At 40.9% G+C, this 21,506-nt stretch carries 19 protein-coding genes and 1 pseudogene; 2 read left to right on the top strand and 18 right to left on the bottom strand.

Features of this window, described 5'->3' with window-relative positions; genetic code table 11:
• Nucleotides 1-142: 142 nt before the first annotated feature.
• The 12 genes from GARC_RS14105 to trmJ form a co-directional block, all read right to left on the bottom strand.
• Nucleotides 143-604: a nuclear transport factor 2 family protein gene (locus tag GARC_RS14105; RefSeq protein ID WP_007621254.1), complete on the bottom strand. Its 462-nt coding sequence runs from the start codon at nucleotides 602-604 to the stop codon at nucleotides 143-145.
• Nucleotides 605-699: 95 nt separating this feature from the next.
• A complete protein-coding gene (locus GARC_RS14110; RefSeq protein ID WP_039989675.1) occupies nucleotides 700-2,139 on the bottom strand; it encodes an amidohydrolase family protein in 1,440 nt (479 codons plus the stop codon).
• A gap of 297 nt (nucleotides 2,140-2,436) precedes the next feature.
• Nucleotides 2,437-2,727, bottom strand: a complete 291-nt coding sequence (locus tag GARC_RS14115; protein ID WP_007621259.1) for a YebG family protein — start codon at nucleotides 2,725-2,727, stop codon at nucleotides 2,437-2,439.
• A 164-nt stretch (nucleotides 2,728-2,891) separates the two neighbouring features.
• A complete protein-coding gene (fdx, locus tag GARC_RS14120; RefSeq protein WP_007621260.1) occupies nucleotides 2,892-3,230 on the bottom strand; it encodes an ISC system 2Fe-2S type ferredoxin in 339 nt (112 codons plus the stop codon).
• A 22-nt stretch (nucleotides 3,231-3,252) separates the two neighbouring features.
• Nucleotides 3,253-5,115: a Fe-S protein assembly chaperone HscA gene (gene hscA / locus GARC_RS14125; protein ID WP_007621261.1), complete on the bottom strand. Its 1,863-nt coding sequence runs from the start codon at nucleotides 5,113-5,115 to the stop codon at nucleotides 3,253-3,255.
• A gap of 37 nt (nucleotides 5,116-5,152) precedes the next feature.
• A complete protein-coding gene (gene hscB, locus GARC_RS14130) occupies nucleotides 5,153-5,680 on the bottom strand; it encodes a co-chaperone HscB (protein ID WP_007621262.1) in 528 nt (175 codons plus the stop codon).
• A gap of 56 nt (nucleotides 5,681-5,736) precedes the next feature.
• On the bottom strand, nucleotides 5,737-6,060 hold the full coding sequence (gene iscA / locus GARC_RS14135; protein ID WP_007621263.1) for an iron-sulfur cluster assembly protein IscA: 324 nt from the start codon (nucleotides 6,058-6,060) through the stop codon (nucleotides 5,737-5,739).
• Nucleotides 6,061-6,079: 19 nt separating this feature from the next.
• Nucleotides 6,080-6,463: a Fe-S cluster assembly scaffold IscU gene (iscU, locus tag GARC_RS14140; protein ID WP_007621265.1), complete on the bottom strand. Its 384-nt coding sequence runs from the start codon at nucleotides 6,461-6,463 to the stop codon at nucleotides 6,080-6,082.
• A gap of 93 nt (nucleotides 6,464-6,556) precedes the next feature.
• On the bottom strand, nucleotides 6,557-7,780 hold the full coding sequence (locus tag GARC_RS14145; RefSeq protein WP_007621267.1) for an IscS subfamily cysteine desulfurase: 1,224 nt from the start codon (nucleotides 7,778-7,780) through the stop codon (nucleotides 6,557-6,559).
• A 12-nt stretch (nucleotides 7,781-7,792) separates the two neighbouring features.
• The gene (iscR, locus tag GARC_RS14150) at nucleotides 7,793-8,281 is read right to left on the bottom strand and encodes a Fe-S cluster assembly transcriptional regulator IscR (RefSeq protein ID WP_007621269.1); all 489 of its coding nucleotides are present in this window, start codon (nucleotides 8,279-8,281) and stop codon (nucleotides 7,793-7,795) included.
• Between the two features lie 88 nt (nucleotides 8,282-8,369).
• Entirely contained in the window at nucleotides 8,370-9,179 is an 810-nt protein-coding gene (gene cysE / locus GARC_RS14155) for a serine O-acetyltransferase (RefSeq protein ID WP_007621270.1), read from the bottom strand.
• Nucleotides 9,180-9,211: 32 nt separating this feature from the next.
• Nucleotides 9,212-9,949, bottom strand: coding sequence for a tRNA (cytosine(32)/uridine(32)-2'-O)-methyltransferase TrmJ (trmJ, locus tag GARC_RS14160; RefSeq protein WP_007621272.1), 738 nt, complete (start codon nucleotides 9,947-9,949; stop codon nucleotides 9,212-9,214).
• Between the two features lie 247 nt (nucleotides 9,950-10,196).
• On the opposite strand from trmJ, the gene suhB reads away from it, so the two are divergent.
• Nucleotides 10,197-10,970, top strand: coding sequence for an inositol-1-monophosphatase (gene suhB / locus GARC_RS14165; protein ID WP_007621274.1), 774 nt, complete (start codon nucleotides 10,197-10,199; stop codon nucleotides 10,968-10,970).
• A 174-nt stretch (nucleotides 10,971-11,144) separates the two neighbouring features.
• Nucleotides 11,145-11,549 (top strand): rhodanese-like domain-containing protein, encoded by a 405-nt coding sequence (locus GARC_RS14170; RefSeq protein ID WP_007621279.1) that lies wholly within the window; start codon nucleotides 11,145-11,147, stop codon nucleotides 11,547-11,549.
• Between the two features lie 99 nt (nucleotides 11,550-11,648).
• Here GARC_RS14170 and GARC_RS14175 read toward each other — a convergent pair whose 3' ends face one another.
• The 6 genes and pseudogenes from GARC_RS14175 to GARC_RS14200 form a co-directional block, all read right to left on the bottom strand.
• On the bottom strand, nucleotides 11,649-14,768 hold the full coding sequence (locus tag GARC_RS14175) for an efflux RND transporter permease subunit (RefSeq protein ID WP_007621281.1): 3,120 nt from the start codon (nucleotides 14,766-14,768) through the stop codon (nucleotides 11,649-11,651).
• 10 nt (nucleotides 14,769-14,778) lie between these two features.
• A pseudogene (locus GARC_RS14180) lies at nucleotides 14,779-15,990 on the bottom strand (efflux RND transporter periplasmic adaptor subunit); the annotation flags it as partial.
• A complete protein-coding gene (locus GARC_RS14185) occupies nucleotides 15,990-17,339 on the bottom strand; it encodes a TolC family protein (protein ID WP_007621283.1) in 1,350 nt (449 codons plus the stop codon). The pseudogene GARC_RS14180 and the gene GARC_RS14185, both read right to left, overlap by 1 nt.
• Nucleotides 17,340-17,471: 132 nt before the next feature.
• Nucleotides 17,472-17,861 carry a hypothetical protein gene (locus GARC_RS14190; RefSeq protein WP_007621284.1) on the bottom strand — a complete coding sequence of 130 codons (390 nt, stop codon included), beginning with the start codon at nucleotides 17,859-17,861 and terminating at the stop codon, nucleotides 17,472-17,474.
• Nucleotides 17,862-17,930: 69 nt separating this feature from the next.
• Entirely contained in the window at nucleotides 17,931-18,320 is a 390-nt protein-coding gene (locus GARC_RS14195; protein ID WP_007621285.1) for a hypothetical protein, read from the bottom strand.
• Nucleotides 18,321-18,392: 72 nt separating this feature from the next.
• Nucleotides 18,393-21,290, bottom strand: coding sequence for an insulinase family protein (locus tag GARC_RS14200; protein WP_007621290.1), 2,898 nt, complete (start codon nucleotides 21,288-21,290; stop codon nucleotides 18,393-18,395).
• Between the last annotated feature and the right edge of the window lie 216 nt (nucleotides 21,291-21,506).

Here is a 21,506-nt window from a genome sequence, read left to right on the forward strand (position 1 = left end):
GAGCTATTTACTGCTCCATGTATTGCATGAACGATTAAATTCATAAAAAACACTGCATTCAAAAAACGCAGCATCAATTAAATGTTTGGTTTGTTAGCGGCCATTGGCAAGGCAAGAAAAAGTGCCTTTTAAATGGCCATTATTATTGAGTGTATTCGGTTAATACTATATTTTCAGGAAGGTCTTCGGTTTTTATTTTGGTTGAATGCAACATTTTAATTTTCCACTGATTTCCCTGCTTAATCATTACCGCACTTTCTAACCATACAACTTCACCTTGTTTATCATCCATATGAAAGGTGGCTTTGTTCCAATAACTTACCCATGCCATATTCCCCATAACTTCACTTCTAATGATATTAAAATAATTACGTCTGCTGTATTTAGAACGTTGTACTACATTAATTAAATCATTTAAGCTCCAGTCTTCTCCATCCTCTAGCAGCTGAAAATCTTCAGTTACTACAGTTCTCATTTTTTTATGATCAACGGCAGACATGGCTGAAAACAATTCTTGTACGGGTTTAAATACTGCCTGCTCAGCATTGGAAACAGTGCTAAACATAAGTGTTAACATCAATACTAATAAATTTATTTTTTTCATTATTGTTTACCTTTTAATTTTCCGTAAAAGCAAAAACCTACTGCTAATTGTAAATAGTACGCTTGGTTAGTTTTTATCAGAGTTCAGTTACATGACTAATCGATATTTCGATACGCTAAATCTGATTGCTGATGCAATTTACCACCACGTACAATTTGTTTGACGCTACGAAAGGCGCGTATATCTTTAAGTGGATCTTCGGATAAAACTAAAAAATCAGCTGTTTTACCTACTTCTATGGTACCGAATTTGGAAGATCCCCCCATGGCACCCGCACCATTTTTGGTCGAATATATGATGATATCTTTGGCAGCTAAGCCAGCATTTTGCATAGCTTCCATTTCAGCATAAATTGAGGGGCCATGAAGGGTTAAGGGATTGCCTGCATCGGTTCCTGTTGCTATTAGGCCACCGGCGTTATGAACTTTAAGTAAGTTTTCATTCATTTGCGACAATTGCATACCTGAAGATTGCAGACGGTCAAATGCCCATACACCAGTAAGCCACTCAGGTTTTACAGAGCTTAATCGTTCGGGAGTGGTTATATTATCAAGAGTTTCTTGGTCAACACAGCCATTGGGATCGTCAATAGGTAATGGTAGATTTAAAGCGACACTTGAATATCCTCTAGTCCAGCCTCCATGGACTAATAATGTCGGTACGTAATAAACCTTATTGGTTACCAGTAAGTTTAAAAATTCTTGGTCTAGCGGTTTATCATCAACACTGTGCACTAACATTTTTGCACCTGCTTTTATGGCTACTTTTGCTTCTCGAAGCGTTGTTGCATGCACGATAAGTTTCATGCCAGAGTCTTTAACGCCTTTGCCTATCGCATACATGCGCGCATCTAATTCATCTCGTTTATCCTCAGGGGGTGTTAAAAACCATACTTTTACGGTATCTGAGCCACTTTGACGAACTTTATCAACACTGGCTACCGCCTCTTCTATACTGCCCATAGGCAAAAAAGTGTAAACTTCATCATTCAATTGCATTGCGTCTACTGTTACCCAAGTCACTAAAGGTCCAACAGCTTTGATATTTGGAACATCATTAGAATGAGCAAACTTTTGATGCAATTGAGTTGTCCAAAATGGACCGCCAACATCAAACACAGAGGTGATCCCTGAACATAAATAACTTTTCAACCAACGTTCAGGGTTGGCTAAGTTAGCCATAGACGTTTTTTCATAAGGGTAAACTTCGGGCGCAGCAATACCATCTGGGCGACCATCAATCCAACCGGTTTGATTAAAATGAACATGTGCGTCAACCAAACCAGGGGTTATATATTGCCCCTCAACATTAATAACGTTTTTTTGTCCACTAATTTGGCAGGTTTTGGCGCTACCAACACAGCTGATTTTGCCATCGGTAACAATAATGGTAGCGTTTTTAATTGGCTCATTATCGGTACCATCAATAACGGTAGCCCCCTGATAATAAGTCGATTGAGCATAAATTGATGACGAAATGAAACACATTAAGATTGCAATAGATTTTATATAGGTACACATATAATTATCTTCCATGAAGTGATTATTCACTCTTTAGCAGAACAAATATGAAACAACAACCACGTTAGCCAGAAATCCAAGATAACACGCTTTTATAAATCTATGTAATTAGGCATTTAAATGTACTAGGAAGACCATATTTGCGGGATAAATATAGAAAAGCTTCAGTTGGCCTTTAGGTAAAGTGCAATAGACGCGGCGCGGGAACCGCGTCAAAAATCATCATGGATGATTATGCGAAGCGTGCTGTTCGCTTTTTACAAAAAAATAAGCCTCAGTAACGCAACGTCAATACAGAGGCCAGCAATTAACTTAAGCTTTCTTCTTATCAATCTTTACCACATCAGCTTTTTCTTCAGTCAACAACACGTCAGCCGTGGTGCCTTTTAATAACTTGCCCAGTGAGTCTTTATTTTTTGATAACATAATAGATAACTCTTCTAATACTTTGGCCTCAATTTTAAAGCCTTTGCCTTCGATGTATTCACTCAGGTTATCCGCCACATCAAGCATTTTATCGTATTGATCGGCTTCTTTTTTATCTGCGCTCACAAACTTCTCCACCCCTTTGTGTTCTACAACATAACGTGTGATTACGGCCATAATTTGCTCTCTTTTAGTTTACTTATGGGTATTAGACTAACACAACAACTGTATGTATAAACAGTTAAATGTAAAATCGTTACCAAAAGAGTGTAACTTGTAGACAATAAAAAACCAGCCCGTGGCTGGTTCTCTATATCAAAACAAACATTTATTTGTTTTAGTTAATGTCCTTCACTCACCATATTGACTGTGTACTTAGGAATTTCTACCACTAAGTCTTCATCTTGGATAATAGCTTGGCAGCTTAGTCTAGAATCGGGCTCTAGACCCCATGCTTTGTCTAACATGTCTTCTTCCAACTCATCGCCTTCTTCTAGGGAATCAAAGCCTTCACGGACAATGATGTGACAAGTGGTGCACGCACATACTTTTTCGCAGGCGTGTTCAATATCAATACCGTTTTTTAAAGCAAGATTTAGTACAGAGATACCTTTTTCACCTTCTAAAACGGCACCATCTGGGCACAACTCTTCATGAGGTAAAAAAATAATTTGTGGCATAGTTAAGTTCCTAATATTCAGTTTATATACGGTCAACCGATTGACCAGAGAAAGCACTTTTAATCGATTGATCCATGCGTCTTTGAGCAAAGGCTTGGCTTAATTTATCTACTTGTTCGATAGCAGCTTTAATTGCTTCTTTATCATTACCTTTAGCTACTTCGCTTAGGTTAAGTAGTGCCATTTCTATGGCTTGTTTTTCAACAGTTTCAAGCAAGGCTTGGCCATCAGCATCCATTGCAGCCTGCAGGTTTTCTTGAACTCTGGAGGCTTCTACTTGTTGTTCTTTCAACATCCTTGCCTGCATATCTTCATCGGCATAATCCATCGACGCTTTTAACATCTCGGCAATTTCACTGTCTTCTAATCCATATGAAGGTTTCACTTGAATTTCAGCCTGAACACCTGAAGACTTTTCCATAGCGCTAACGTTTAATAAACCATCGGCATCTACCTGAAAGGTCACCCGAATATGGGCAGCACCGGCGGCCATGGGAGGAATGCCTTTTAATGTGAATTTAGCCAAGGATCTACAATCCTTAATCAACTCACGTTCACCCTGCAACACATGTACCATCATGGCAGTTTGGCCATCTTTAAAGGTGGTAAACTCTTGGGCTTTGGCCACTGGGATAGTGGTATTGCGCTGGATAACTTTTTCAGTCAAGCCACCCATAGTTTCAATACCCAAAGATAATGGCAATACGTCTAGTAACAGCATGTCACTATCAGGCTTATTACCTACCAAAATATCTGCTTGAATAGCTGCACCTATGGAAACCACTTTATCAGGATCAATTGATGTTAATGGTGAGCGCTCGAAAAACTCGCCTACTTGCTGGCAAACGAAAGGCACGCGGGTCGAACCTCCTACCATCACCACTTCAATCACCTGATCTTTTTCTAGCTGGGCATCTTTTAGAGCTCGTCGGCAGGCTCGCAAGGTATTTTTAACTAAAGGGGCAATCAGTTTTTCAAATTTGTCGATAGAGATCACCACCGAGTGGTGCTTACCCGTATCGTCTTCAAACTGAACTGTATATACAGACTCTTCACTTAACGCTTCTTTGGCTTCTTTAGCTTTATCTAAAAGAACACGATGTAATCTTTTAGATAACTCTCCAGTTAACTCACTACTTTGGCGAATAAACTCCACCAGCAAGGCATCAAAATCATCACCACCCAATGCAGAATCACCGCCGGTAGAAAGTACTTCGAATACACCTTTGCTCAAACGCAAAATAGAAATATCAAAAGTGCCACCGCCCAAATCATAAACGGCAATAATACCTTCTTGGCCAGAATCCAAACCATAAGCGACAGCGGCTGCAGTGGGTTCGTTGAGTAAACGTAATATTTTTAAGCCCGCTAGTTCTGCTGCGTCTTTGGTACCTTGACGCTGAGCATCATCAAAATAGGCAGGAACTGTGACTACTGCCCCTTGTAATTCATCACCTAAGGTTTGCTCTGCACGTTTTTTTAGTTCTTTTAATATTTGCGCCGAGACCTGAACTGGGTTCACATTACCCGAAGCAACTGCCATCACTGGTGATAACGAGTCAGTAAATTGGTAAGGTAAATTAGGGTAAGCCGTTTTAATATCTTGTACCGAACGACCTAAAAAACGTTTTACTGAAATAATAGTGTTAGACGGGTCAGTACTTGCCTGTTGTTTGGCTTCTTGTCCAATCACCACTGAATCAGCTAAATACCTGACCACTGAAGGCAATAAATGCCGACCTTGTGAGTCGGGTAAAGTCAGTGCTTCACCACTACGTACAGATGCTACTAATGAATTAGTGGTACCTAAATCGATACCAACCGCTAATTTGCGTTGATGTGGTACGGTGCTTTGACCGGGTTCAGATATTTGCAGAAATGCCATGGTCTAATTCGTTTCTTTTTGGTTGCTTTGCATAAGGTTATAAATCACTTAACAGATCTTCTTTTAGCTCAATTTCAGACAACATTTTATATGAAAACTTAAGTTGGCGAATAACATCGGCCGCACTTTTTTCGTCCGTTGCCTGATCACTTTCAAGTAAGTGTCTTAACTTAGTTAAATCACTTTTAATCGTTTGTTTAATTTCATCTTCCAATGACTCTAAGGCACTCAAAGGATCGGTTCGATCAGCTATTTCAGCTAACTCTTCACGCCATTCCATTTGTTGCATCAAAAAAGCAGTGTCTTTGATGGTTTGTTGTTCATGCTGTAAATCAATTCCGCGCAGACTTAACAGGTATTCGGCTCTGGATAAAGGCGACTTAAGCACCGAATAAGCGTCATTAACTTGGGCATTTTTTTGAATGGCCACTAACTTGTCTTGGTCACTGCCGCTGGCAAATTTATCTGGATGAGTTAAACGCTGAAGTTGCTGATAGGTTTTTGGCAACTCAGATAAGTCCACATCGAATGACACGGGAATATTAAACAGTTCGAAATAATTCATTTGTTTTTAATAGACTTGCTGTGATTTAACTGCGCTGGAGTTTAACAAATATTGCATTAAACGTTAAAGCTCTCACCACAACCACACTCACCATTAGCATTAGGGTTGGTAAATTGAAAACCTTCATTTAAGCCTTCTTTGGCAAAATCCAAATGAGTGCCATCTAAGTACACCAAACTTTTACCGTCGATAATAATTTTCACACCATTATCTTCAAATAGTTGGTCGTCATCATTAACACTATCGACAAACTCAAGCACATAAGCTAAACCAGAACAGCCAGTGGTTTTAACACCAAGACGCAACCCTAAACCCGATCCTCTATTTTCAAGAAAGGTTTTTGCACGTTGTGCTGCGGTGTCGGATACGGTAATTGCCACTGGCTACTCCTACTTTAATTTACTTAGTTTGACGGCTTTTATAATCTGCAACTGCTGCTTTAATGGCATCTTCAGCCAAAATAGAGCAGTGAATTTTTACTGGTGGCAAAGCTAACTCTTCAGCAATGTCCATATTACTGATAGCCGTAGCTTCATCTATAGACTTGCCTTTTACCCATTCTGTTACTAATGAGCTTGAAGCTATAGCCGAACCACAACCGTAAGTTTTAAATTTTGCGTCTTCAATAATGCCATTTGCATCAATTTTGAGTTGCAACTTCATTACGTCACCACAAGCAGGCGCGCCAACCATACCGGTTGCAATGCTAGGATCGTTTTTGTCAAATCCACCAACGTTACGTGGATTTTCGTAGTGGTCTATTACTTTTTCGCTATAAGCCATGATCTTTTACCTTTTGGTTATGTGTTGAAACATTAAATGCAGCAACACATGAATATTAATTCGCTAATTAAGGGGCGACTAAGGGATACCCCCTTAGTGATGAGCCCACTCTACCTTGCTTAAATCTATGCCTTCTTTATACATATCCCAAAGTGGCGACATGTCTCGTAACTTTTCTATGGCGTTACGTATCACGCCAATTACATAATCAATTTCAGCTTCTGTGGTAAAACGTCCCATAGTGAAACGGATTGAGCTGTGAGCCAATTCGTCATTCAAGCCTAATGCACGAAGCACATATGAAGGCTCAAGGCTGGCAGAAGTACAAGCTGAACCAGAAGACACAGCCATATCTTTCAGAGCCATAATCAATGACTCACCTTCAACGTAAGCAAAACTGACGTTTAAATTTCCTGCAATACGACTTTCCATATCGCCATTTAAATAAACGGCTTCCATATCTTTTATGCCGTTCCATAATTTATTACGTAACATCATCAAACGTTCGTTTTCAGCGCCCATTTCTAATTTGGCAATACGAAACGCTTCGCCCATACCGACAATTTGGTGAGTCGCCATAGTACCTGAACGCATTCCACGTTCATGGCCGCCACCGTGCATTTGTGCTTCTAAGCGGATCCGTGGTTTACGACACACATATAATGCACCTATACCTTTAGGGCCATAAGTTTTATGGGCAGAAAATGACATCAAATCTACTTTCATAGTTTGTAAATCGATAGGTACTTTACCTGTACTTTGTGCTGCATCTACATGGAACAAAATTTTACGTTCACGACACATTTCACCAATAGACGCAATATCTTGGATCACCCCTATTTCATTATTAACGTGCATCACACTGATCAAAATAGTATCTGGACGAATAGCAGCAACTAATTTATCTAGGTCTACCAAACCATTTGGCTCAGGATCAAGATAAGTCACTTCAAACCCTTCACGCTCTAGCTGACGCATAGTATCTAAAACCGCTTTATGCTCAGTTTTAATAGTAATAAGGTGTTTACCTTTTTTACCGTAAAAATTCGCAGCGCCTTTAATCGCTAGGTTATTGGATTCAGTCGCTCCTGAAGTAAACACAATTTCTCTTGGATCAGCATTAACCAAATCTGCAATTTGATTACGAGCAATATCTACTGCTTCTTCTGCTACCCAACCAAATTTGTGAGAACGAGATGCGGGGTTACCGAATACACCTTCATTGGTTAAGCAGTCGGCCATTTTGGCTGCGACTCGTGCGTCTACTGGTGTAGTTGAAGAATAATCCAGATAGATCGGAAGCTTTAATTCGCTCATTTTTTACTCCGCTTAAAGCTGCAAACTGATAGAGATGTCGTTTGCCGCTAATTGTTTATGATGTTTATGTTTGTCTTGTCTTTCGGCTACCTGCTTGACGTCATGCTGATGCATGAGTTCGCCTAAGGTAATGCCATCTAGAAACACACTAATTCTATCGCTTAGGCCTTCCCACAAATTATGGGTAAGGCAACGTTCTCCGCCTTGGCAACCGCCTTGACCTTGACACTTAGTCGCGTCTACCGATTCATTTACTGCTCGGATCACTTCACCGATAGATATTTCAGTCGCTTCACGACCCAGCTTATAACCACCACCGGGACCACGCACACTATCGACTAACTTCTCTCTGCGTAAACGCGAAAACAATTGCTCAAGATAAGACAAAGAAATTTCTTGGCGTTCGGAAATGTCAGCTAAAGACACAGGTCCACGTTGCGAGTGTAAAGACACATCTAACATCGCGGTTACTGCGTAACGACCTTTAGAAGTCAATTTCATTGTAATCTATCCAATACCAAACTTGGATTGAATCTTCACATACTTGACTGTTTTAGTCAAGTATTTAACCTAGTGTTTTAGTCAGGTATTATATCTGCGGGTCAAAGGCATCACAGGCCTTTTTAATGTCGCTAACTAACTCGTTATCAACGAAGTCTTCTAAGTCAAGGGTTGGTAATGATTTACCACAAACATTACCTCCCATCTTATTGATTGCTTTACACATTTCTTCCACTTTTGTATCAACAAGATGCACGTGATCTACCATCACACCAATAGCATGAGCAATAGGATCAGGATTATCTGTTGCTACTGCATAAGCATCAAAACCATATCTTTGGGCGATTTTTTCACGCTCACCATTAGACGGCGCTTCTGGTTGATTCTGCTGCACCACTATGCGACCGGGAATACCAATAACAGTGGCATTTTCAGGCACATCACGCACCACCACAGAATTAGACCCCACCTTTGCACCTTTGTGAATAGTGATTGGCCCAAGTACTTTAGCGCCAGCTCCAACTACTACGTTATCTTCTAAAGTAGGATGTCGCTTACCTGAATTCCACCGAGTACCACCTAGTGTTACACCATGATACAAAGTTACATCGTTGCCTATTTCTGCGGTCTCACCTATAACCACCCCCATGCCATGATCGATAAAAAAGCGCCGACCTAGCGTTGCCCCAGGGTGAATTTCAACACCTGTTAACCAACGAGAAAAAGTTGAAATTGAACGCGCTAACCATTTCCAGTTCGCTTTCCATAATTTATGACTAAGGCGATGGATCCATATGGCATGTAAACCCGGATAATTAGTAAGTATCTCGAAGGTGTTTCGTGCCGCAGGGTCGCGATGAAAAACACTCTTAATATCTTCTTTAATTCTGCTGAACATTATTTATCCCGAACTATGGTTGCTGAGTCTGCTTAGTCTTTGTTCTTAATATATTTATCAACCGAAGCTAAAATCCCACGCAATATATTTAGCTCTGCAGTTTCAGGCCTTGCGCGATTGTACAAACGGCGTAATTTGGCCATTACCATACCGGGATGTTTGGCAATGATGAAATTCGTTTTAATAAGGGTTTGTTCCAAATGACTATAAAAACCCTCGAGATCTTCCGACAATGGATAATCTGTATCTTCAGGATTATTTTCTGGGTATTGGCCTCGAGATAAATTTAGGAAGGCCATACGTACTTCATAACACAAGGTTTGTACTGCAGCAGCTAGGTTTAAAGAGCTGTAGTCAGGATTGGCCGGTATACATACATGAAAATGGCATTGCTGTAATTCGTCATTGCTTAAGCCATTATTTTCACGCCCAAATACCAAAGCCACAGGATACTTAGATACTTCACTGATCAACTTTTCACCACATCCTCTTGGCTCTAACATCGGCCAGGATAAAGTCCGTGAACGAGCACTAGTACCAATCACTAAACCACAGTCAGCCACAGCTTCAGCCAAGGTACTCACAGTTTTGGCATTAGCTAACACATCTCCAGCTCCTGCGGCTAAGGCACTAGATTTACCATCAGGTGCAGTGATTGGATCAACCAACACCAACTGACTCAATCCCATAGTTTTCATCGCTCTTGCTGCTGAGCCAATATTGCCTGTGTGGGAAGTATTAACTAACACTATGCGAATGTTTTCTAACATGATGAACCGTATCTTTATTTAGTTAGCCAATTTTAGGGCGCGGATAATAACATATACCCAACTTACCTCAAATGACGTTTCAACAGAAAAATGTCATGAATGGCAGTGTAAGACCTACAACCATTAAAATATTCTGGTTGCTTAATTTAGCTATTTTGGTAAACTGCGCGGCGATTTTTTGTTCGGCAAATGATGTTTATTATTTGCCGAACTATATTTAATGTTCTTTTAAAATTGGTGGTTAACTATGCATCCTATGCTGAATATAGCGATCCGTGCTGCACGGACTGCGGGCAACATTATTGCTAAAGGGTTTGAAAATCAGGCCGAATTGCAAATTGAAGCTAAAGGCGACAACGATTACGTAACACGTGTCGATAAAGAAGCCGAACAAGCGATTATTCACAAAATCAAACAGTCTTACCCTGAACACAGTTTTGTGGGTGAAGAAGGCGGCGTAGTTGAAGGTGACAACGATTTTAAATGGATAATCGACCCTTTAGACGGCACCACTAATTTCATCAAAGGCATACCTCACTTTGCCGTATCTATTGCCCTAATGTACAAAGGTCGCTTAGACCAAGCTGTAGTATTTGATCCAATACGTGGCGAGCTATTCACTGCAAGCCGAGGTGCAGGCGCACAGTTAAACGGTTTTCGTATTCGCGCTAGTAAAGCCAAGGAATTAAGCCAAACTATCCTAGCCACCTCTTTTCCGTTTAGAAACAAAACCACTTTGCCTGAATATCAAGCAGGTTTTAACAAAATTTTTATGCAAGCAGGCGATATACGTCGTAGTGGTTCTGCCGCATTAGATTTAGCTTACGTTGCAGCTGGCCGTTATGACGGTTACTGGGAAAGCGGGCTTAAACCTTGGGATATTGCTGCAGGTGAATTATTGGTGCGTGAATCTGGCGGGTTAGTGACAGACTTTGCAGGTGGTAACGACCCTATGCAAAAAGGCAGTATTGTTGCCGGTAGCCCTAAAGTAGTGCAGATATTAGTTAAACATTTAAAGTAATGATTTAATGATTTCTTAAGGCGAGCATCAGCTCGCCTTTTTTATGCCTGACTTTTAGCTCAATCTTCATCACTCTGTCCTGTTTTAATCGAAAACTGGCCTGTATGCCACCAGCCAACAACTACTGATTAGGACACACTAACTCCTCAAATGTATGCATTACGAGGAAATCATATGTCTTCAGTTGTATCTCGTATTGCCGCAGCTCCTAGCCAACAGGCATTAGCACATTTTCAAAATTTACTACAATTTGAAACAGATTGTTGGGATGTACATTTTGCTATTAGCAATAATCGTCAAGACTTTGTATTAGTGGATGTGCGCAGTGAATTATTGTTTGAACAAAGCCATATCGAAAAAGCTGTCAATATTCCCCACAAAAGACTCACCCAAGAAAACTTAATCGGTTATCCCGCTGAAACACTATTTGTGGTGTATTGCGCTGGTCCCCACTGCAACGGCACAGAAAAAGCGGCAATTAAGCTAGCTGAATTAGGTCGTCCGGTCAAAAAAATGATTGGCGGTATAACTGGTTGGATAGATGAGGGTTTGTCTCTACTTGGAACTGCACATGCGTGATGGCCATCATAATCTAATATTATTCTGTTAGCGCTCCTCACAGAAGTAAGTGATTACTCACACTTTAGCTTAATCTAAAGTGTGAGCTTATTAGGTGTATTATTTAATAGCTTGCTTACGCCATAACAAATAAACAACAGGCACAATAATCAGTGACAGCAGCAGAGCGCTAGCCATGCCACCTACCATAGGCGCTGCAATGCGACTCATCACTTCTGATCCCGTGCCCGAGCCATACAATACAGGTAGTAATCCTAGCATTATTGTGGCAACCGTCATCATCACTGGCCTTACCCTAAGGCCAGCCCCTTGCATCACAGTTTCAACCAATTCTTCTAAACTAGGCTGAGTGTGATTTTTTTGGTGGGTTTGCATCAACTCTGTGTAGGACTGGTTTAGATAGACCAACATGATCACGCCTATTTCTGCGGCGACTCCTGCCAGTGCGATAAACCCTACGCCAGATGCCACAGACAAATTAAACCCTTCCAAATAAAGTAACCAAATCCCACCAATTAACGCCAAAGGTAATGTGCCTATTATGATGGCGACTTCAATAATGTTACGAAAATTGAGATACAGTAAAATGATAATAATCGCCAGCGTTAAGGGCAAAACATAAGTTAGTTTCTCTTTTGCCCGCTGCATATATTCATATTGCCCTGCCCAAGTTAAGCTATAACCCGTTGGTAAATCTAACTCTGACGATAACTTTTCCGAGGCCTGTTCAACATAAGTACCCACATCAATATCTTGAATATCAATATAACTCCAGCCGTTTATGCGCGCGTTCTCACTTTTTATTCCAGGCGGTCCATCTTCAATGTAGATTTTTGCTACATCAGCTAAGGCAATACGTTGTCCGCTTGGGGTGACAATAGGTAATAGGGCTAGTTGTTCTGGTGAGTCTCTATAACTTTGTGGGTAACGTAAGTTAATGGGATAACGCTCCAAACCTTCAACCGATTCAGACACATTCATTCCCCCAATAGCAGTTGCTATCACTTGTTGCACATCTGAAATATTCAAGCCATAACGAGATGCTAATTCACGCTTAATATCGACTTTAATGTAGCGCCCCCCAGCGACTCTTTCTGAATATACCGAAGCGGTCTCTGGCATCTGTGAAAGAATTTCTTCTATATCTTGTCCAATACGTTGAATAACAGCCAAGTCACTGCCTGCCACCTTTATACCTACTGGGGTTTTAATGCCTGTTGCGAGCATATCGATGCGGGTTTTTATCGGCATCACCCATGCATTAGTCAAGCCAGGGATCTGCACCACGCTATCAAGTTCTGCACGCAGTTTTTCGGTTGTCATACAGTCACGCCATTGGTCTTGAGGTTTAAGTTGAATAAAGGTCTCAATCATGGTCAGTGGCGCAGGATCTGTGGCGGTTTCGGCGCGACCAATTTTACCAAATACATTTTTCACTTCTGGGACTGTGGCGATCAGCTTGTCGGTTTGTTGTAAAATTTCTCGTGCTTTACCTATTGATAAACCTGCATAAGTTGTCGGCATATACATTAAATCGCCTTCATCCAAGGGCGGGATAAATTCACTTCCGAGTTTATTCACGGGGTAAAAGCCCACCACCGCAATCAACAAAGTGATCATCACTGTACTCTTTGGGTGATGCAGAACTAATCGTAAAACAGGTAAATAAATGGCCACTAATAATCTGTTTAGTGGATTTTTCTTTTCACTGACAATTTTACCGCGAATAAAATAGCCCATTAGCACTGGCACTAAGGTAATGGCTAAGCCTGCTGAAGCCGCCATTGCATAGGTTTTGGTATAGGCAAGTGGAGCAAACATTCTGCCTTCCTGTGCCTCTAGGATAAACACAGGTAGAAAGCTCACCGTTATAATTAGCAAGCTAAAAAACAAAGCAGGTCCAACTTCAGAAGCTGACTTTGCCACTATCTGCCAACGGTTCTCATTTGTCAGGGGTGTTTTTTCCATATGTTTATGCATATTTTCAATCATCACTATTGCGCCATCCGTCATGGCACCTATAGCTATGGCTATGCCTCCTAAAGACATAATATTGGCATTAATACCTTGCCAATACATGATGATAAATGACACCAGGATACCTATAGGCAAACTGATAACAGCTACAATGGACGATCGCACATGAAATAAAAACACCGCACAAACCAATGCTACAATCAGCAGCTCTTCGGCCAGTTTTGACCATAGATTTTCCACCGCTCGATTAATTAAGTCTGAGCGGTCATACACAGTCACCACTTCTACACCATCTGGTAAACTATCTTTTAACGCAGCGAGTTTTAGTTTCACTCCAGCAATAGTTTCTTGGGCATTTTCACCAAAACGCATCACTACAACACCACCTGCCACTTCTCCTTCACCATTTAGCTCAGCAATACCTCTGCGCATTTGAGGACCGAGACGAATATCCGCAACGTCTCTGAGTAACAACGCTGTTCCTTTATCATTTATGCCTAAAGGAATAAGGGCTAAGTCTTGAATAGATTGAATATACCCTGAAGCACTGACCATATATTCAGCTTCAGCCATTTCAATCACAGAGGCACCTACTTCCTGATTACCCTGTTTGATGGCTAGTTGAATAAGACTAAGAGGAATGCCATAAGCCCGTAACTTATCTGGGTCGACAATAATTTGATATTGCTTGACCATGCCGCCAATCGAAGCCACCTCGGAGACCCCAGACACAGTTTGCAATTCAAACTTAAGAAACCAATCTTGAATCGAACGTAACTGACTCAGATCATGTTGACCGGTTTTGTCTACCAGCGCATACAAATACACCCAGCCCACACCTGTTGCATCAGGACCTAATTGTGGCTTTGCTGCCGCCGGTAAGCGTGGAGCTACTTGGGATAAATATTCCATCACTCTGCTGCGCGCCCAATAAAGGTCGGTTTTATCATCAAATATGATGTACACAAAAGAATCGCCAAAAAACGAAAAACCACGGACTGTTTTTGCCCCTGGAACGGACAACATGGCAGTGGTCAAAGGGTAAGTCACTTGGTCTTCGATAACTTGTGGGGACTGCCCTGGATAACTGGTTTTAATGATAACTTGCACGTCAGACAGATCAGGTAAGGCATCAACTGGGGTATTGCGTAAAGCAAACAGCCCTACCCCAATGACCATAAAGGTTGCCAACAACACAAAGAAGCGGTTACTAATTGACCAGTAAATAATCCGTTCAATCATGATCATGCTCCTGTTTAGTAGGATCCATACGCATAAAATCAGAATGGATACTGCTTTCGGAGTCCAACAAAAACTGAGCTGAGATCACCACCTGATCGCCTACTTCCACGCCCCCTAATATTTGCGCAAACTCACTAGTAACTTGCCCCAAATTCACTTCAACAGATTTGTACTGCCCCTCCCCCATAACTAACACCAATCTGTTTTGGGTACCGGTGCGAATGACAGCTTCTTTGGGCACTAACAAGGTTTGCTCTTGTGAGTCAGTATGAATGATGACCTGAGCAAACATATTGGGTTTAAGCAATTTGTCGGCATTGCCAAAACGCAGCCTGACCGTCAGTGTTCGAGTTTGAGCATCAAGTGTGGGGTAGACATAATCTACCTGTCCTTGCCAAGTTTTTCCCGGCACAAAGCCGAGAGTCATGGTGACCATCTGACCTACTTTGACCTGTGCAGCTTGGCGTTCAAACACCTCAGCTTTTACCCACACGTCATCCAAAGCACCGATAGACATCAAGGTGGTACCGGGTTTTACGAAAAATCCTTCTCTGATGGCTAAATTGTCTATTACCCCAGATTGTGGTGCGTTAAACACAATAGTTTGTTGCACCTTTTGGCTGGTTTTAAGTTGTCGTAAACTGTCAACAGGCATTTGTAATGCTAACAAGCGACTTTCTGCTGCGGTTGTTAATTCTTGATTGTTACGTTTTTTAGCTAACAGGTATTCTTCCTGTGCATTCACAAGCTCTGGTGAATACAAGGCATAAAGCGGCTCGCCTTTATTCACCTGTTCGCCAGCTGCTTTGATGTACAATTTTTCAATCCAGCCCTCAACACGGGGATGAACATGCACCAAATTATTTTCATTATATTGCACGTAGCCAACTGTTTTTATCGGTACATGAAGTACTGCTTGCTTAACTTTGGCTGTTCTTACACCTAAATTATTCACCACATTTGGCGATATCTGCACAACACCGGGTCCGTCTTCTTTAGCTGAGTCTGCAAACACAGGCACTAAGTCCATACCCATAGGTGATTTTCCCGGCTGGTCACGGCGAAAATTGGGATCCATAGGTGCTACCCAATAAAGCGGCTCTGGTTCATTAGGAGTCGCTGCTGACATATCCATTTCTGGAGATACAAATTGTGAATAAAGAGCAACGCTTATTATTGCCCCGCCAATTCCGCCAAGAATGATTGCATGTAGAGTTTTCATTAGTACTCTCCCCTGTCATATGAATTTGTGTGACCAGCAAAGAAATACCCAAGCTGCATACGTGTTTTAAGTTTTTCGATTTGAATATGGATCAAATCAATATGTGCATTGAGCTGACCAATTCGAGCGCGCATCACTTCTGAAAAATCTCCGTCATCAGTCGTATAAGCTGACAAAGACGCATCAGCCTGCTCTTGAATTTGTGGCAATATTGATAATTGAAACCCCGCTATCCTTTGCTCAAAGCGAACTTCTTGCTGATAGAGGCTTAACATTTGGGATAACATTCGTTGTTGCAATAAACGTTTATCGGTCTCTATGGCTTGCGCCGAAAGGCGAGATGCAGCCACTTCACTATCTTGTTGTGTATGACCGAAGATAGGAATATCTACTGTAATGCCAATAGAGAAGAAGTTCGCACGGCTTTTTCCAAGTGGATCATCGTCTCGGTAGGCATAACTAGCATTCACTCCCCACTGAGGTTTATATTTTTGCTTCGCCAGCTTTACCGCTGTTTCCCCAGCTTTAGCTGATTGTTCTATAGAAAGTATGGCTGGATGCTGAGTTAATAACTGTATCAAGCCCATATTGTCGGTTCGTTGTAAAAGCAGCTGAATATTGTCTGCTAAATCAGGAACTATGGGTAATGACGTATTTTCTGCAAAGGTTGCAGATACAGCCTGTAGCGCCTCTAAAGAAAGCCATTCAGACAAATTCATCAGAGCGGTATCTCGTTGACTATTCACAGCAGTTAACCTGTCATCTAATCTGGCTAATTCAAGTTGTGCGCTTATCACATCTTGTTGACGAGTATTTCCTTGGGCTGATGAGTAACTGGCTTTTACTATGTCTACTAATTGTTCAAAAAGGCCCCGATCACGTTCAATTAAGCGAATGGTAAGATCTGCTTTAAGGGCATCTAACCAAAGTTGCGAAACAGTCACGCGTATTTTAGCTTTACGATCTTCTCGCTGATACGGATGTTGGTCAGCCTGATAGTCTAGTTGCTGCTGCCTTATGGCTAAACTATCCCCACGAGGAAAGGTTTGAGCTAACCCCACTTTCATTTGAGTCATTGGCTCTTGATCAAAGGCAAATCCATCTGAGGGTAAGTTGAGCAGACCCATTGAAAGCATGGGGTCAGGCAAAACATTTACTCCTTTACTCGTAGCTCGTAACGCACGTTCTTGAAGCTGACTTCCCTCTAACCAAGGGTCATGCTGAATCGCCATTTTTACCGCGTCTTGCATGGTTATTGCTGCAAATACGCTAAAGGGTAAAATACTAATCAGCGCAACGACAAAACGTAACAATGATCGCGAATAATAAAATTTATAAGTGTGTAGCATGGGATAATCCACGTTTCCTAGTTTTGCAAAAAGCAAATTACTAGGGTATTAATATCAAGAAGTTAAGTTGGCGAAACGCCAGCTAAATACCAAGAACAGCAACTGTCTATTTAAAGACGGATCTGTGCTGTGTTAGCCAATAATGGGAGGTTTACGTAAAGACGGCAGAAATGCGTCTTGTATCGAAAAGAGGTAAAAATCTGAAGATCCTGACTCTAGTTTTAATGGTGTCGTGGTAAGAAAATGAGTGAGGGTTACTGATGCACAAGTTCCGGTAAGACAACTACATTGTTGATCGCAGCAATCCATATCACCCATATCACTCTCTTGTTGTTGCATATGATTAGTCATGTCTGCCTGCATCAGACTGTGGTCCATCGAGTCCGATTTTTTTGAGCCCATATCAGTATTATGTTCAGTACTGATATGTGTATTTGATTCACAAGGTGCAAACGCGTAGGCATATGACTGACTGATTAACAGCGCCATAATCAAAACCCATGTCATAACCTTATTAGTCATCAACTGACTTTACCCCGTGCACAAAGAAGCTAAAGCATACCATAATGTATAAAACTGTCTATTTTAAAGCTAATCTTTGCCTGAATGAGTTTCATCCTCTTTGCTGGCACTGTCTGTAATGTACATATCTTTGTAGTATTCGGGTGGATAACATTGTTGTTGACCATCCTGTACATTTTTACATATCGAAGTTGTTGCCTGACTCTTTTTTTCAAAAGTCGGAAAAATCGGATTAAAGTCACTTTTAGAACTTGATAGTTCAGCCACTACTTCTTTGACTAGCTTAGCATCTTGCTTAAGCCCTTCATTTGTGAAGAATAGCTCCTGTTGACTTACATCCACATCGTTGCCAGCTGTAACTGCTGACAACAGCACCATATCAGTGGCAAAGCCTAAAACTGTACAGCTGTTTGCGGCCAAAACTAGGCTAGATAACACTGCTATTTTTATCAATTTCATATTTAACTCTAATGTCGCGATATTAAACATATCCCCCAACCAAAGTTAGTAGGATATGCCAAAACCTAATAATTACTGACTAAGTTGCTGATGAAAGCTATCGATATCTGTGATCTTGATTGCACCTTTGGGTTCAATAAAGGCTTTATCGGCAAATTTAGTGCCGCGCATCTGGATCAGTACTTGACCGAAATCTTTATTACCTTCGATACGATGATAAAAGTTTATCACATCGTCTAGAGTGATTTTTTCTATGGCTTCAATTAGTCTTTGTTTACTATCAAAGTTCCATTTTTGGTCGCGCCAATCTCCTGTAAATTCACCCATTTCCTCTGATAAATTTTTAGCAGGTTGAGTTAAGGTGATCAACACACTGTTTTTAGTGGTGGCAAACTCTTCTGCAGTGACAGCGGCTAATTGCTGAGTAAATCCTTTGCGGAATAACGCGATCCGCTGATGCACTTCTGCCAAACCTTTAGCAGGTGATTGAATGTAATAAGCCACCAACATTTGTTCCCTAAATGTTTGCCCAAAAAATCCTACTGCATAGGCCAGTTGTTCTTCTGTTCTGATTTGTTTAAACAACGCAGGGCGAATAATTTGCGATAACACTCTTGCCGCTGCTAAGTCAGCATCATTGCGCGGTGCCAAATAAGCTTGGATTAAACCTATGTCGGTCATTTCAACATTTTCTTGCCAACTATAGACTTTTCCAGGTGCAACTTGCAGTAATGGTGATTGATAAACATCGGCTATTTGGCGATCTTTTGGCAGTTGCTCCAAAACCAGATTGGATAAATCAATCACTTGCTGATCAGAGTAATTACCAAAAGCCAAAACTCTCAAATGTGCTTGTTTTAACAATAGATCTCTAAAACCTTTAATATCAGTCGGTGAAATCCCGTCTACTTCCGCTAGTAAAGCTTCATCACTAAATGCATCTAAGTTCGATACTTGGCTAAATTTAGGAAATAACTGATTGAGTAAAATTTGTCGTTTACTGCTTTCAATATCTGACTTAAAGCTAGCTTTAAGGTTAGCTAATTCACTTTCGCTAATATCAAAATCTAATATTTGTTTTAGCGCACTAGCCAACAACATCCCTTGTTTATCTGTAAAACCACTAGCTGTGAGTGACAAGCCATTCGATAAACTGGTATTTAACCCCATACCTGCAGCACTAGCTTCAGACTGAAGCTCAGTTAACTGTTGGCCTAAGCCACGGTCTAACAGGTCAGCTAAAACATGATTTTTTGCACTAGATTTAGTTAATCCAGTATTTAAATCAAGTGTCACCTTGCCCTTAGGCTGCTTAAACAAAGCTGAATGTCCTAAGTGTACTGAGTGATCTTGTTCTGACACTAGTTGCGCTGGTTTATCGGTATGTATTGCAGCAACCAAATCAAAACTTTCTGGCATTAGACTGTTGGCTCTTGGTAAGGTTAAAGTGAACTTCGCTGACTGCTGTTGCCACTTTTGCTCTAATTCAGTGCTGATATCATGCACACTGTATTTACCAGCAAAATATTCCATGCTTTGCTCACCCTGCTGTTCTTTATCAATATAAAAAATACGCGCGTTGTCTAAGGTTAATTGGTCAAGTACAGCTTGGATCACCTCTGGATTAAAACGTTGATATTCGTAAGCACTACTTAATACATATTCAGCAGGAATATGTTGTAGATCAGCGGCAATTTTCATCGCATAGCTGTAATCATTGGTTTTTTCTTGAAAGCGAAAACTATTACTTAGTGATTGTTTGATTTCTTTGAAGTATCGAGGATTTACGCCTTCTTTACGTAATAACGCTAAGTACTTAAGCACAGCGCCCATAACCTCGTCACGATTTTGTACGCCAGTTTCCGTTAAATCGATATATAAGGTGAAACTACCCGCATTGCCATATTCATCAGCATCGTAGTTCGAGTAAACCGCATTGCTTAATCCTGCATCCCGCAAGGCTGAAGCTAAGGTGCCTGGCATTTCATTGGCGAGTAAATAATTCACGTAACCATTAGGTTTAACTGCGAATTGTTGGGCATTATTTTCAATCACAAAATTTATGCGTAACTGTTTCATGTCAGTTTGCGGTATGTAATGCACCACTTTTTTTAAATGTTCGGGTTTAGCTACAGCTACTGTCATTTTCGGGCGAGGTGTATTTTTATTCGGTATCTTACCAAAATGCTGCATGGCCAATTTTTTCATATCAGCCATAGGCAAATTACTGATCATCGCGGCTTTCATTAAGTTAGCTGAATAATAGGTGTTGTACATATCCACTAAAGCAGTCTGTAACTTGTTGTTTTCTTTATCCATTAAGGAGTCTAAATTGCCCCAATTAAATTGCGAGATTGGATGTTTGGGATTCAGGGTAGAGCCATTAAGTTGCTCCAAGATCACCCAATCGTTAGGACCTTTCATGGACCACTCAGAGTGCACCGCATTGCGTTCTTTATCAGCATAACTTTCGTCTAAAATAGCTTCATAAAAAAATCCACTAAAACGTGACAAAGCTTGGTCATAAGCATCATTGTTTACTGCCACCATATAGTTAGTATGGTCGAGCTGAGTATAAGCGTTTTGACTACCACCATTACGGCTAATAAACTCACTGTAGTCGCCTACTGTTGGATAACTGCTGGTACCCAAAAATAACATATGTTCAAGATAGTGAGCCAAACCTCCAAATTCTTTGGGTTCTTGCAAAGACCCAACCGCCACACTTAAGGCCGCAGCTGATTTTTCGATACTAGGATCGGATACCAGCATAACCTCTAGCTGGTTATCTAGTACAATTGAGGCATATTCACGGTTATCGATAGGACTTTTTACTATTTCACTTTGTGCTTCTGGCTGGGTTGATATAGCCTCGGACTTAGCGTTGTCGGTTGAACCACAAGCATTTAACAATATGCTAGCGCCAATCAAAATGACGAGTGTTGTGTTACGCCCGGACGATACAGTCATAATATTTCCTGATGTTATTATTTAGAAGAGGTACAGCCACAAAATATACCCTATTGAGAGGTAAAAATGGCTATAAAAACTGTTAGGAAGTGTGTTTTAGAAGAGAAAAATATTTTATTTTTAAAAGCATATCTACCACGGAGAACACAGAGCGCTACGCTTCACAGAGAAACAAATGGTTAAGATTAAAACTTCTTTTCCTCTGTGCTCTCTGTG

The organism is Paraglaciecola arctica BSs20135 (assembly GCF_000314995.1).
Lineage (GTDB): Bacteria > Pseudomonadota > Gammaproteobacteria > Enterobacterales > Alteromonadaceae > Paraglaciecola > Paraglaciecola arctica.

Excerpts from the sequence above, each read along its gene's own strand:
- GARC_RS14195 (WP_007621285.1), bottom strand. The coding sequence starts at position 18,320 with ATGAAATTGATAAAAATAGCAGTGTTATCTAGCCTAGTTTTGGCCGCA.
- fdx (WP_007621260.1), bottom strand. The coding sequence starts at position 3,230 with ATGCCACAAATTATTTTTTTACCTCATGAAGAGTTGTGCCCAGATGGT.
- trmJ (WP_007621272.1), bottom strand. The coding sequence starts at position 9,949 with ATGTTAGAAAACATTCGCATAGTGTTAGTTAATACTTCCCACACAGGC.
- GARC_RS14145 (WP_007621267.1), bottom strand. The coding sequence starts at position 7,780 with ATGAGCGAATTAAAGCTTCCGATCTATCTGGATTATTCTTCAACTACA.
- GARC_RS14110 (WP_039989675.1), bottom strand. The coding sequence starts at position 2,139 with ATGGAAGATAATTATATGTGTACCTATATAAAATCTATTGCAATCTTA.
- GARC_RS14105 (WP_007621254.1), bottom strand. The coding sequence starts at position 604 with ATGAAAAAAATAAATTTATTAGTATTGATGTTAACACTTATGTTTAGC.
- GARC_RS14200 (WP_007621290.1), bottom strand. The coding sequence starts at position 21,290 with ATGACTGTATCGTCCGGGCGTAACACAACACTCGTCATTTTGATTGGC.
- suhB (WP_007621274.1), top strand. The coding sequence starts at position 10,197 with ATGCATCCTATGCTGAATATAGCGATCCGTGCTGCACGGACTGCGGGC.
- GARC_RS14175 (WP_007621281.1), bottom strand. The coding sequence starts at position 14,768 with ATGATTGAACGGATTATTTACTGGTCAATTAGTAACCGCTTCTTTGTG.
- cysE (WP_007621270.1), bottom strand. The coding sequence starts at position 9,179 with ATGTTCAGCAGAATTAAAGAAGATATTAAGAGTGTTTTTCATCGCGAC.
- hscA (WP_007621261.1), bottom strand. The coding sequence starts at position 5,115 with ATGGCATTTCTGCAAATATCTGAACCCGGTCAAAGCACCGTACCACAT.
- GARC_RS14115 (WP_007621259.1), bottom strand. The coding sequence starts at position 2,727 with ATGGCCGTAATCACACGTTATGTTGTAGAACACAAAGGGGTGGAGAAG.
- iscR (WP_007621269.1), bottom strand. The coding sequence starts at position 8,281 with ATGAAATTGACTTCTAAAGGTCGTTACGCAGTAACCGCGATGTTAGAT.
- iscU (WP_007621265.1), bottom strand. The coding sequence starts at position 6,463 with ATGGCTTATAGCGAAAAAGTAATAGACCACTACGAAAATCCACGTAAC.
- GARC_RS14190 (WP_007621284.1), bottom strand. The coding sequence starts at position 17,861 with ATGACTAATAAGGTTATGACATGGGTTTTGATTATGGCGCTGTTAATC.
- GARC_RS14185 (WP_007621283.1), bottom strand. The coding sequence starts at position 17,339 with ATGCTACACACTTATAAATTTTATTATTCGCGATCATTGTTACGTTTT.
- hscB (WP_007621262.1), bottom strand. The coding sequence starts at position 5,680 with ATGAATTATTTCGAACTGTTTAATATTCCCGTGTCATTCGATGTGGAC.
- GARC_RS14170 (WP_007621279.1), top strand. The coding sequence starts at position 11,145 with ATGTCTTCAGTTGTATCTCGTATTGCCGCAGCTCCTAGCCAACAGGCA.